This is a genomic window from Pseudomonas sp. RG1, from assembly GCF_025910115.1.
GTDB classification, from domain to species: Bacteria; Pseudomonadota; Gammaproteobacteria; order Pseudomonadales; family Pseudomonadaceae; genus Aquipseudomonas; species Aquipseudomonas atacamensis.
This window is the reverse complement of the sequence record NZ_JAPCIK010000034.1, coordinates 1-11678: the sequence shown is the minus strand read 5'-3', so window position 1 is coordinate 11678 and position 11678 is coordinate 1. Positions and strand designations below refer to the sequence as shown.

At 60.3% G+C, this 11678-nt stretch carries 11 protein-coding genes; 8 read left to right on the top strand and 3 right to left on the bottom strand.

Annotated elements, in window-relative coordinates:
- Positions 1-76: 76 nt before the first annotated feature.
- Positions 77-838 carry a gamma-glutamyl-gamma-aminobutyrate hydrolase family protein gene (locus OK411_RS17560; protein WP_264365450.1) on the bottom strand — a complete coding sequence of 254 codons (762 nt, stop codon included), beginning with the start codon at positions 836-838 and terminating at the stop codon, positions 77-79.
- Between the two features lie 282 nt (positions 839-1120).
- Between OK411_RS17560 and OK411_RS17555 the strand changes: the two genes are divergently transcribed.
- The 5 genes from OK411_RS17555 (at position 1121) to OK411_RS17535 (ending at position 6901) form a co-directional block, all read left to right on the top strand.
- On the top strand, positions 1121-2497 hold the full coding sequence (locus OK411_RS17555; protein WP_007918694.1) for a glutamine synthetase family protein: 1377 nt from the start codon (positions 1121-1123) through the stop codon (positions 2495-2497).
- Positions 2498-2751: 254 nt separating this feature from the next.
- On the top strand, positions 2752-4242 hold the full coding sequence (locus tag OK411_RS17550; protein ID WP_110600952.1) for an aldehyde dehydrogenase: 1491 nt from the start codon (positions 2752-2754) through the stop codon (positions 4240-4242).
- A 49-nt stretch (positions 4243-4291) separates the two neighbouring features.
- A complete protein-coding gene (locus tag OK411_RS17545) occupies positions 4292-5575 on the top strand; it encodes an NAD(P)/FAD-dependent oxidoreductase (protein ID WP_024013330.1) in 1284 nt (427 codons plus the stop codon).
- 349 nt (positions 5576-5924) lie between these two features.
- Positions 5925-6473 carry a cupin domain-containing protein gene (locus OK411_RS17540; RefSeq protein WP_011333561.1) on the top strand — a complete coding sequence of 183 codons (549 nt, stop codon included), beginning with the start codon at positions 5925-5927 and terminating at the stop codon, positions 6471-6473.
- Between the two features lie 143 nt (positions 6474-6616).
- The gene (locus OK411_RS17535; RefSeq protein ID WP_264365449.1) at positions 6617-6901 is read left to right on the top strand and encodes a hypothetical protein; all 285 of its coding nucleotides are present in this window, start codon (positions 6617-6619) and stop codon (positions 6899-6901) included.
- Positions 6902-6971: 70 nt separating this feature from the next.
- Here OK411_RS17535 and OK411_RS17530 read toward each other — a convergent pair whose 3' ends face one another.
- Entirely contained in the window at positions 6972-7403 is a 432-nt protein-coding gene (locus OK411_RS17530; RefSeq protein ID WP_264365448.1) for a hypothetical protein, read from the bottom strand.
- 158 nt (positions 7404-7561) lie between these two features.
- Between OK411_RS17530 and OK411_RS17525 the strand changes: the two genes are divergently transcribed.
- The 3 genes from OK411_RS17525 to OK411_RS17515 all read left to right on the top strand — a co-directional run bounded on the left by OK411_RS17525 (position 7562) and on the right by OK411_RS17515 (position 10177).
- Positions 7562-7984: an HD domain-containing protein gene (locus OK411_RS17525; RefSeq protein WP_264365447.1), complete on the top strand. Its 423-nt coding sequence runs from the start codon at positions 7562-7564 to the stop codon at positions 7982-7984.
- 165 nt (positions 7985-8149) lie between these two features.
- Complete coding sequence (locus OK411_RS17520; protein WP_264365446.1) at positions 8150-9205, top strand: AbrB family transcriptional regulator; 1056 nt, start codon at positions 8150-8152, stop codon at positions 9203-9205.
- A gap of 186 nt (positions 9206-9391) precedes the next feature.
- The gene (locus OK411_RS17515) at positions 9392-10177 is read left to right on the top strand and encodes a DeoR/GlpR family DNA-binding transcription regulator (RefSeq protein WP_150635003.1); all 786 of its coding nucleotides are present in this window, start codon (positions 9392-9394) and stop codon (positions 10175-10177) included.
- 111 nt (positions 10178-10288) lie between these two features.
- On the opposite strand, the gene OK411_RS17510 is transcribed toward OK411_RS17515, so the two are convergent.
- Positions 10289-11572, bottom strand: a complete 1284-nt coding sequence (locus tag OK411_RS17510) for an NAD(P)/FAD-dependent oxidoreductase (protein WP_264365445.1) — start codon at positions 11570-11572, stop codon at positions 10289-10291.
- Positions 11573-11678 lie beyond the last annotated feature (106 nt).

The following is an 11678-nucleotide window of genomic DNA, read 5'->3' as shown; positions in this document are numbered from 1 at the left end:
TTCACGCCTGGCGGATGTGCAAACGCACACCCGCCAGGCGTGGGGGCAGTAAATCGTTATCTGGTTTGGGATTGCGTCAGCGCTGACTGCGCTTCGCCGCCCGTTGCCGGCACGCTGCGCCGAACGCCTGGAAAATCTTCAGGTAGTTCGGGTTGTCCAGCACTTGCCATTCCGGGTGCCATTGCATGCCGAGGGCGAAGGTCGGGCTGTGCTCGACCGAGATCGCTTCGATCAAACCGTCCGGTGCCACGGCTTCAGCACGCAGGCCGGGAGCGAGGCGGTCGATGCCTTGGCTGTGAATCGAATTGACCTGAAATTCGTCGGGCAGCTCCAGCGCTTCGAACACGCCGCCAGCGATCACGCTGACCGCATGGGCTGGTGCGTATTGCACGGCCACATCCGGGCTGTCGGATTCACGGTGGTCGAGCATGCCGGGCAGCTCGTGCACCTTTTGATGCAGGCTGCCGCCGAAGGCCACGTTCATTTCCTGGAAGCCACGGCAGATGCCGAGCACCGGAACGCCCGCCGCGATGGCTGCACGCAATAAAGGAAGGGTGGTCGCGTCGCGAGCCGGATCGTGATCCGTGCCGGGGGCGCTGGCCGGGCCTTGATAGTGGAAGGGCTCCACGTTCGAGGGAGAGCCGGTGAGCAACAGACCGTCGAGCTGACCGAGCAGGTCTTCGATTTCAGTCAGGTTGCCGAGGGAAGGAATGACCACTGGCAACCCTTCAGCGCCAACGCTGACAGCACGTACGTACTTGTCGCCGCTGATGTGATAGGGGTGCAGGCCAATCTGTTTGACGCACGCAGTAACGCCGATCAATGGCTTGAATGCCATTTTTATTCACCTCGAAGTCTGTCACTTGAACGAGCTTTTCCGGAGCTTAGCCTCGTTGATTTTAATTAACAACTGCCATGTAAAAAATTCTAAACGCCGTTCATCAAATCGCTCAGGTTTACCGGGGTTTAGCGACGGATATGGCACGAGAGTGTTAAGAAAAGCCCGAAAAATAAAGGCTGCAGGGCAGGGTGTTCGCTATTGACTTCACTTTGCCTTTCGGATTGACTGGCTGCGCAACACAGTGGTGAACATAATAATTAACAGCTAAATAGGTGCATCATGTCGGTCCCTCTGCGTACCGTTCAACTCAACGAAGCCAACGCATTCCTTAAGAAATATCCTGAGGTTTTGTACGTCGACCTTCTGATTGCGGATATGAACGGTGTGGTGCGCGGCAAGCGCATCGAACGCACCAGTCTTCATAAGGTGTACGAAAAAGGCATCAACCTGCCGGCGTCGCTGTTCGCGCTGGATATCAACGGCTCGACGGTGGAAAGCACCGGTCTGGGCCTGGATATTGGCGATGCCGATCGCATCTGCTACCCGATTCCCGGCACCCTGAGCATCGAGCCGTGGCAAAAACGCCCGACCGCACAACTGCTGATGACCATGCACGAGATCGAAGGCCAGCCGTTCTTCGCCGACCCGCGTGAAGTGCTGGCCAACGTTGTGCGCAAATTCGACGACCTCGGCCTGACCATCTGCGCGGCGTTCGAACTCGAGTTCTATCTGATCGACCAGGACAACGTGAATGGCCGTCCGCAGTCGCCACGCTCACCGGTATCCGGCAAGCGTCCGGTGTCGACCCAGGTTTACCTGATCGACGATCTCGACGAATACGTTGACTGCCTGCAAGACATCCTCGAAGGCGCGAAAGAGCAGGGCATTCCCGCTGATGCGATCGTCAAGGAAAGCGCCCCGGCGCAGTTCGAAGTCAACCTGCATCACGTCTCCGACCCGATCAAGGCCTGCGATTACGCGGTCCTGCTCAAGCGTCTGGTGAAGAACATCGCCTACGACCACGAGATGGACACGACTTTCATGGCCAAGCCTTATCCGGGTCAGGCCGGCAATGGTTTGCACGTGCACATTTCGATTCTGGACAAAGAAGGCAACAACATCTTCGCCAGCGAGGATCCCGAGCAGAACGCCGCATTGCGTCACGCGATCGGCGGTGTGCTCGAGACCCTGCCGGCGCAAATGGCGTTCCTCTGCCCGAACGTCAACTCGTACCGCCGCTTCGGCGCGCAATTCTATGTGCCGAACTCGCCGAGCTGGGGCATCGACAACCGCACCGTGGCCGTGCGCGTGCCGACCGGTTCAGCGGATGCCGTGCGCATCGAACACCGCGTCGCCGGTGCCGATGCCAACCCGTACCTGCTGATGGCGTCGGTGCTGGCCGGCATTCACCACGGCCTGACCAACCAGATCGAGCCCGGCGCGCCGGTCGAAGGCAACAGCTACGAGCAGAACGAGCAGAGCCTGCCGAACAACCTGCGCGACGCGTTGCGCGAGCTCGACGACAGCGAAGTCATGGCCCGCTACATCGACCCGATGTACATCGACGTGTTCGTCGCGTGCAAGGAAAGCGAGCTGGCCGAGTTCGAGAACTCGATCTCAGACCTTGAGTACAACTGGTATCTGCATACGGTCTGAAGATCAAAAGCCCCTCACCCTAACCCTCTCCCGGAGGGAGAGGGGACTGACCGCGTCGTCTGGAGATATCCGGCGACCTGAACGATCCAGTCGATGATGGATTCGGCAAAAATTTTTCAGGTCGGCGCAGTTACCAGGCATCCCCCGATCGGTCCCCTCTCCCTCTGGGAGAGGGCTAGGGTGAGGGCAGCGATTCCCGGCCAGACAAAGCAACCAGACCAACCCCCAAATTCCCCCTTGTCGAGCTCAAAACAATGACCACAACCCGCAACGACTGGGAACAACGCTTCCAGTCCCTGTCCATCGAATCCCGCGCCTTCATCGACGGTGAATATCGCCCGGCGATCAGCGGCGACACCTTCGAATGCCTGAGCCCGGTCGATGGCCGCTTTCTTGCCGCCGTCGCCAGCACCGATGAAGCCGACGCCAACCTGGCCGTCGAAGCCGCGCGCCAGTCGTTCAACTCCGGCATCTGGGCGAAAAAAGCCCCGGCCGAGCGTAAGCGCGTTCTTATCCGCTTCGCCGATCTGATCCTGCAGCACCAGGAAGAACTGGCGCTGCTGGAAACCCTCGATATGGGCAAACCGATCAGCGATTCGATGAACATCGACATCCCGGCGACCGCCAACGCGATCCGCTGGAGCGCCGAGGCCATCGACAAGATCTACGACGAAGTCGCTGCCACGCCGCACGACCAACTCGGCCTCGTCACCCGTGAGCCGTCCGGTGTGGTCGCCGCCATCGTGCCGTGGAATTTCCCGCTGATCATGGCCAGTTGGAAGTTTGCCCCGGCGCTGGCGGCGGGAAACTCGTTCATCCTCAAGCCTTCGGAAAAATCACCGCTGACCGCCATCCGCATCGCGCAACTGGCGCTGGAGGCGGGTATTCCGAAGGGCGTGTTCAACGTGCTGCCGGGCTACGGCCACACCGTCGGCAAGGCATTGGCGTTGCACATGGACGTCGACGTGCTGGCCTTCACCGGCTCCACGGCGATCGCCAAGCAGCTGATGATCTATGCCGGGCAGAGCAACATGAAACGCGTCTGGCTCGAGGCCGGCGGCAAGAGCCCGAACGTGGTATTTGCTGACGCCCCGGACCTGCGCGCGGCAGCCCAAGCGGCGGCCAGTGCCATCGCCTTCAACCAGGGCGAAGTCTGCACTGCCGGCTCGCGTCTGCTGGTCGAGCGCTCGATTCGCGAGCAGTTCATTCCGCTGCTGGTGGAAGCGCTGCAAGCGTGGAAACCGGGGCACGCACTGGATCCGGCGACCACCGTCGGCGCCGTGGTCGACCAGCGCCAACTGGACAACGTGCTGCGCTACATCAGCATCGGCCGCGAGCAGGGCGCCGAGTTGATTGCCGGCGGCCAACGCACCCTCGAAGAAACCGGCGGCCTCTACGTGCAGCCAGCGATTTTCGACGGCGTGACCAATGCGATGACTATCGCCCAAGAAGAAATCTTCGGCCCGGTGCTGTCGCTGATCACCTTCGACACTGCCGAAGAAGCCCTGCAAATCGCCAACGACAGCATCTTCGGCCTCGCCGCCGGGGTGTGGACCAGCAACCTGAGCAAGGCGCACACCTTCGCCCGCGGCCTGCGCGCCGGCAGCGTCTGGGTCAACCAGTACGACGGCGGCGACATGACCGCGCCATTCGGTGGCTTCAAACAATCGGGCAATGGCCGCGACAAATCGCTGCATGCGTTCGACAAGTACACCGAACTGAAAGCGACCTGGATCAAGCTCTGATTCTTTTACAGCGGCGGTCGCCCCTGATTGGCGGCCTTCGGAGAAACCTATGAAACAGCAACACGTAAACAGCTACTACGCCGCCACCCGCAACGAAGTCATCGACTTCCCGATTCTCGAAGAAGCGCTGGATTGCGACGTCTGCATCATCGGCGCCGGTTATACCGGTCTGTCCTCGGCGCTGTTCCTCAGCGAAGCCGGCTACAAAGTCACCGTGCTGGAAGCGGCGAAAGTCGGCTACGGCGCCAGCGGTCGCAATGGCGGGCAACTGGTCAACTCCTACAGCCGCGACGTCGATGTCATCGAAGAGCGCTACGGCGACAAGACTGCAGAAATCCTCGGCAGCATGATCTTCGAAGGCGCCGATATCATTCGTTCGCGCATCAAGGATTACGACATCAAGTGCGACTACCGCCCGGGCGGTATTTTCGCAGCGATGAACAAGAAACAGCTCAACGGCCTGGCCGAGCAGAAGCGCAACTGGGAACGCTACGGCAACCGCAATCTGAAGATGCTCGATGCAGCGGATATTCGTCGCGAAGTCGGCTCCGACGCCTACGTTGGCGGCTTGCTGGACATGCAGGGTGGCCACGTTCATCCGCTAAATCTGGCGCTAGGGGAGGCCGCTGCCATCGTGCGTTTGGGCGGCAAGATCTACGAGCAATCAGCGGCGGTGGAAATCACCTACGGCGAGCCGATCACCGTGCGCACCGCCAAAGGCCTGGTCCGCGCCAAATACCTGCTGATCGCCGGCAATGCTTATCTGCCGCAAGGTCTCGACAACCGCGTCACCGCGAAAAGCATGCCGTGCGGCTCGCAGATCGTCGTCACCGAACCGCTGACCGAGCAGCAGGCGCGCAGTCTGATCACCAACAACTATTGCGTGGAAGATTGCAACTACCTGCTGGATTACTACCGCCTGACCGCTGACAACCGCCTGCTTTACGGTGGTGGTGTGGTCTACGGTGCGCGGGAACCGGACGATATCGAACAATTGATCCGGCCGAAGATCCTCAAGACCTTTCCGCAGCTCAAGGACGTGAAAATCGACTACCGCTGGACCGGCAATTTCCTGCTGACCATGTCGCGCATGCCGCAATTCGGCCGCATCGAAAAAAACGCCTACTACATGCAGGGCTACAGCGGCCACGGCGTCACCTGCTCGCACCTGGCCGGCAAACTGATCTCGGAAATGATTCGCGGCGACGCCGAACGCTTCAACGCCTTCGCCTCGCTGCCGCACATGCCGATGCTCGGCGGCCGCACCTTCTCCGCACCGCTTACCGCACTCGGCGCCGTCTACTACTCCCTGCGCGACCGCTTCGGCGTCTGACTTACCTCACCGGCGGCGGTCCGAAAGACCCCGCCGGTTTTTCACTTATGCAAAACCACTGATGTCCACTGTGGGAGCGAGCCTGCTCGCGAAGAGGCCATATCAGGCGACATCGATTCGCCAGACACTACGCTTTCGCGAGCAGGCTCGCTCCCACAGTGACTGTATTGCCAAGGCCAACAGGACTTTTGCCGCACCATCCATCGAACCTGCTGAGCAACACCGGCAAACGTGATTTAATAGCCGCCTTTCACGGTTCCGGGACACGGGAGCAACGTGATCCGCGCGACCTGCGCGTCACCCGCCACCCACCCCCATCGCCCTTAAGTCGCTTTTACATAAGGCTGTCATGGATACGGGTTCTCGACTCAAACTAGTACGCGAAAGCTACAAACTCTCCCAGCGCGAGCTCGCCCGGCGTAGCGGCGTGACCAACGCGACCATCTCGCTGATCGAACAGAACCGCGTCAGCCCCTCCGTCAGCTCGCTGAAAAAGCTGCTCGAAGGCATACCGATGTCCCTGGCCGACTTCTTCACCTTCGACCAGCCCCCGCGCGAACACCAATACGTGTTCCGCGCCAACGAACAACCCGACCTCGGCCGCCACGGCCTGCGCCTGCTGCTCATCGGCGCTTCCGTCCCCAGCCGCCAGATGCGCCTGCTCCGCGAACAATACGCCCCCGGCGCCAGCTCCGGCGAAGAGCCGATCGTGCATGCCGAAGGCGAAGAGTGCGGACTGGTCACGCGCGGCACGGTGGAGCTGACCGTGGACGGGCAGGTGAGTGTGCTGAGTGCGGGGGATGGTTATTACTTTCCGACGACGTTGCCGCATAAGTTCCGGAATATCGGCGCGGATGAGGCGGAGATTATTAGTGCGAATACGCCGGCGAATTTCTGATCGGATAACGCATTATTTTTTTGTTGACCCGGCATCTTTACGAGGTGCCGGGTTATTTGTTTCTGCCATTCGTCAGCCCTCCCGCATTTTCCCCGCGCACGCGCTTCCAATGCATAACTCACCCCCGCAAAGGAACCGCCAACATGCGCAAATCCAACCTCGCAGCTCTGACCCTGGCCACGCTGTTATCCGCCACCTCGCTCTACGCAACAGCCGCCGGCGACACCCCGTCACCCACTGCTAACGACGGCAATAGCCAAACTAATCCGAGTGCGCCGGAAGACATTCATTCCAACGGTGCCACCGTGCCGAAAGGTACACAAGGCAACACCACCAACAACGACGGCTCGACCCCTGCGGGCTCCAAGCCCAGTGGTTCGAAGCAATCGAACGACAGCGGCACCAGCAGCGGTGCCGGTGAGGGCTGATAGTGGATTCAGAAGCCGAAAGCCCGGCATCTAGCCGGGCTTTTTATCAGGCAATCACTGGTTACTGAAGCTATTTAGCCTTCCAGTTGCCGCCACTGTTTTCACAATCAATCTTTGCCTGCGCCAGGTGCTCGCCGTCGTAGTAATACGTGGTGACTTTGGCGTTGTTGGGCATGTTCAGCGGTTTGGCGCTTTTGTCTTTGCTGGTCGAGTGCGGGTTGGCCAAGGATTCCTGGGTGAGGCGGGCGGTGCAGGTGGCCTGGTAGTGGTCGTCGCAGCGATCGACTTTTTTCTTGGTGGCGTTGAGGGTGTCCTTGCTTTCGTTGCTGCAGGACCAGTTGATGGAGTCCACGGGCATGCCTTCGTATTCGTAGCAGCTGTGGGTTTCCACGGCGGGCACCGAGGCGCTGGAGGAGCGGGTCTGCACGTCGCAGCCTTCGGCCATGACGCAGGTGGGGATGATGGCGAACGTGGCGATCAGGAGCAGCAGTCGGGTTTTCATCGGCAATTCCTCTCCAATGGCGCCGCGTCTGATCGGTGATTTGGCGCTTGTCTGGTTTCGAGGCGGCGAGGGCGGGCAAGGTTCAATCGGTTTGCGCTGAGCGATCTTCGCGTACACTGCGCAACAATCAGAAACATTCAGCGCAGGATTCGATTCCCATGGCCCAAACCCTCGAACGCGCTATCGCCATTGCCGCCACGGCCCACACCGGGCAGGTGGACAAGGGCGGGGCGCCGTACATTTTGCATCCGCTGAAAGTCATGTTGCGCATGAATACGCTGGAGGAGCGCATCGTCGCTGTGATGCACGATGTGGTCGAGGATTGCGGGGTGAGCCTGGATGATCTGCGCGGGGAAGGTTTCAGCGAAGAGGTGCTGGCGGCGATTGCAGCGGTGACCAAAGTGCCGGGCGAGTCCTACGAGGATTTTGTCGACCGCGCCGCGCAAAACCCGATCGGCCGGGTGGTGAAGCTGGCGGATCTGGAAGAGAACAGCGATATCTCGCGGATTGCCTCGCCGAGTTGGGAGGATCTGGAGCGGATCGAGAAATATCGGCGGGCGATTGCACGCCTTCGCGCATAGAAATGCCAATCCCCCTGTAGGAGCTGCCGAAGGCTGCGATCTGATCGTTCCCACGCTCTGCGTGGGAATGCAGCCGGGGACGCTCTGCGTCCCAAAAGATCGCAGCCTTCGGCAGCTCCTACCAGGGAATGGTGGTGTCTCACAAAATAGCCAGGAAGGCGAACTATGAAATCCATTGTGTGCTTGTTGGTTGCGGCTGGTTTCGGCGCGTTGTTGCAGTTTGAAGGCGTGCCTCACGGCTTGCTGTTGGGCTCGATTGTCGTTACTGCGTTGTTTGCCAGCAAAACCGGCATTGCTCCGGCAACTCCTTATGGACTGGGCTACATCCAGGTCACGCTGGGCATCGCCACCGGGCTGATGTTCGAAGCATGGGACAGTGAAACGGCCGCGACGATGTTGCCCAGCCTTGGCGTGTTGCTGATCTGCTTGACCGTACAAATCGCACTCGCCGGATGGTGGCTGACACGCGGCGCCGGTTGGAACCGCACCGATGCACTGCTGGCGGTGTATCCCGGCGCGTTGGCCGCAGTGTTCGATTTGCTTGAGTCGGAAAAGGCTTCGAGCAAAGTCATCATCGTGCATCTGATGCGACTGCTGTTGATCACCGTGCTGGTGAGTTTGCTCATTCCCGGGCAAGCGGCGGTGGCTGAAGTCGCCAGCGATCCGTTGACCACAGGCATGGCGCTGACCGCGTTCTCTGTCATCGCGCTGAGCGTATTGCTCGGCCGCCTGTTGTTGCTGGTCGGCGTCCCGGCACCATTCATGCTTACCGCAATTCTCATAACCGCTGTATTTGTGAAGTCGGGATGGCTGCACGGCTTTCACATGCCGGAGTGGAGTTTGAACCTGGCCGCACTGATTCTTGGCGTGCGTATCGGCTCACGGTTTCAGGGGCTGGGCATCGCAGAGCTGGCGCGTCATGGGCGCACCGCTCTGGTTTCGGTCGGCTTGATGATCGTCGTCGCAGCGGCGTTTGCCGAGGTAGCTGCGCGCTGGCTGGGCAGTGATCCACTGTCGCTGTGGCTGGCGTACATGCCGGGCGCGATCGAGACGATTGCGATTGTCGCGTTTGGCGGCGGGCTGAATGTGGTGTTTATCCTGACGCATCATCTGAGCCGGATGGTGCTGCTGCATTTTGCCCCGGCGTTGTTGGTGCAGGTCAGGCGTGGCCCAAGGCAATCGCGAACGACACGACGATCATGCAGGCGAAGGCGAAGTTGAGATTCATGGGCTGTTCATCCTGAGCTTTTGAGAGTGGGGCCATTGTGAACAGGCGCAGCGCAAAGAAAAAATTCGCCGTGTTGATTCCAATGATCGAAAGCATTGATGGCCGTTGCGTTTGTATTTGCCTGAGACTTTCGCTAGTGTCGCTGAAACCTGCAACTACAAGCACAAACAGGCATAACCATGCACGACCATTCCATCGCTGAATTGCCGTCCCTGCGTCGGCAGAAAATCCTTTTGCTTCTCGAACGTGACGGCAAGGTCATGGCCTCCGAGCTTAGCCAGCATTTCGCAGTGTCCGAAGACACCATCCGCCGCGACCTCGCCGAGCTGGACAGCGCCGGGCTGGTGCAGCGGGTGCATGGCGGGGCGCTGCCGCGACCGAAGGACTCGGGCAAGGATTACTTCACGCGTCTGGATGAGACCGACGAGGTCAAGGTGCGTCTGGCGCAATTGGCGGCGCAGCACATCGAGGACGGGCAGATTGTGCTGTTCGATTCCGGCTCGACCACGTTGCAGGTCGCCCGCGCATTACCGTCCGACATCCGCATCACTGCCGTGACCGCTTCCCCACTGACGGCGATTGCCTTGTCCGAATACAAAGGCGTGAAAGTGATTCTGGCGGGTGGTGAATTGAATCCGCATTCGATGTCGGCCAGTGGTCAGGAAGCGCTGCGACTGCTGGCGGGGATCAAGGCGGATCTGGCGATTACCGGGGTGTGTGCGATTCATCCCGAGGTCGGCATCACCTCGCTGCATTTCGATGAAGTGCCGATCAAACAGGCGATGCTCGACAGTGCAACGCGGGTGATTGCGGTGACCACGGCGGACAAGCTGGGCGCGGTGGAGCCGTTTGTGGTGGCGCCGTGTACGCGCCTGCATAGGTTGATTACCGAGCGGCATCCCGGGTCAGGGAATGTCGAGGATTATCGGCGGTTGGGGATTGTCGTGGAGCAGTTGCCGGATTGAGTTTGTATGGGGTTTGAGGGCCTCTTCGCGAGCAGGCTCGCTCCCACAGAGTGTTGTGTCGTGCACAAATCCAATGTGGGAGCGAGCCTGCTCGCGATAGGGCCAGTGAATTCAGCGCAACCGCTCAAGCATCTGGTAATACCACATCCCCGCCGCCAGCAACGGGTTGCCCAGCAGGTCGCCCATTGGCACGCGAATGTGCTGGCACGCGGCGAAGGTGTCGAATTGCTCCATTTGCCCGGTGATTGCCCGGCTCATGATTTCGCCCATGATGTGCGTGGTGGCGATGCCATGTCCCGAGTAGCCCTGGCAATACCAGACGTTGTCCGAGAGCTTGCCCAGTTGCGGGATGCGGTTGATGACGATGCCCATCGCGCAGCTCCACTGGTAATCGATCGGCACGCCTTTTAGCGCCGGGAACGTGCGCTCGATGCACGGGCGCAGTTCCGCAGCGATGTCGCGCGAATCCTTGCCGCTGTAGTTGGCGCCCCCGCCGAACAGCAAACGGCCGTCGGCGGTGAGCCGGTAGTAATCGAGGACGAAGCGGCAGTCGTACACGGCGAGGTCTTCGGGGTTGATCTGTTTCGCCAGATCACCGAGCGGCGCGGTGGTGACGATGCCGCCCATGGCCGGGAAGATCTTGCCCTTGAGCTGACCCGGTTCGAGCTTGTGATAGACATCGCCGGCGAGCATCACTTGATTGGCGTCGATCTGACCGTGAGCGGTGCGCACGCCAGGTGTGTCGCCGTGGATGATCTCCAGCACTTCACTGTTTTCGAAGATCAGCGCGCCCAGGCTTTCGGCTGCGCGTGCTTCGCCAATGCACAGGTTGAGCGGGTGCAGGTGCATGTTGCGGGTGTTCTTGATGGCGCCGTGGTAGAGCTCGCTTTGCAGCAGGTCGCGAACCTGGCTGCGGTCGAGCAGGCTCACCTCATCGCCCAGACCTCGGCGCACGGCTTCGTCGTAATCCTTGCGCAGATCGACCATGTGACTCGGCTTGTACGCCGCGTGCAAATGGCCGTGTTTGAGGTCGCACTGGATCGCATATTTCTCGACGCGCTGGCGGATGATTTCATGCCCGCGCCAGCGCAGATGCCAGATGAAATCGTCCACGTCATCGCCCAGTTTCGCGCGCATCTGCTTGCGCATCGCGCCGTCGCCGGACAGGCTGCCGGTGACTTGCCCGCCATTGCGCCCGGTGGCGCCCCACCCGATCTTGTGGCTTTCGACGATGGCGACTTTCAGGCCTTTTTCCGCCAGTTCGACGGCAGTGGCGACGCCAGTGAAACCGCCGCCGATGATCACCACATCGACCTTGTGCCGACCTTGCAGGGTCGGGTAGTCGGTGTCCTGGTTAAGGGTGGCGGTGTAGTAGGAATTGCAGCGAATGGTCATGTCAGGGTCCACAAAAAATTCTAGTTCGAAGTGCATTCCCTGTGGGAGCGAGCCTGCTCGCGAAAGCGGTGTGTCAGTCACCCCACATAATTAAATTTGCGCCCTT

Excerpts from the sequence above, each read along its gene's own strand:
- OK411_RS17560 (WP_264365450.1), bottom strand. The coding sequence starts at position 838 with ATGGCATTCAAGCCATTGATCGGCGTTACTGCGTGCGTCAAACAGATT.
- OK411_RS17555 (WP_007918694.1), top strand. The coding sequence starts at position 1,121 with ATGTCGGTCCCTCTGCGTACCGTTCAACTCAACGAAGCCAACGCATTC.
- OK411_RS17550 (WP_110600952.1), top strand. The coding sequence starts at position 2,752 with ATGACCACAACCCGCAACGACTGGGAACAACGCTTCCAGTCCCTGTCC.
- OK411_RS17545 (WP_024013330.1), top strand. The coding sequence starts at position 4,292 with ATGAAACAGCAACACGTAAACAGCTACTACGCCGCCACCCGCAACGAA.
- OK411_RS17540 (WP_011333561.1), top strand. The coding sequence starts at position 5,925 with ATGGATACGGGTTCTCGACTCAAACTAGTACGCGAAAGCTACAAACTC.
- OK411_RS17535 (WP_264365449.1), top strand. The coding sequence starts at position 6,617 with ATGCGCAAATCCAACCTCGCAGCTCTGACCCTGGCCACGCTGTTATCC.
- OK411_RS17530 (WP_264365448.1), bottom strand. The coding sequence starts at position 7,403 with ATGAAAACCCGACTGCTGCTCCTGATCGCCACGTTCGCCATCATCCCC.
- OK411_RS17525 (WP_264365447.1), top strand. The coding sequence starts at position 7,562 with ATGGCCCAAACCCTCGAACGCGCTATCGCCATTGCCGCCACGGCCCAC.
- OK411_RS17520 (WP_264365446.1), top strand. The coding sequence starts at position 8,150 with ATGAAATCCATTGTGTGCTTGTTGGTTGCGGCTGGTTTCGGCGCGTTG.
- OK411_RS17515 (WP_150635003.1), top strand. The coding sequence starts at position 9,392 with ATGCACGACCATTCCATCGCTGAATTGCCGTCCCTGCGTCGGCAGAAA.
- OK411_RS17510 (WP_264365445.1), bottom strand. The coding sequence starts at position 11,572 with ATGACCATTCGCTGCAATTCCTACTACACCGCCACCCTTAACCAGGAC.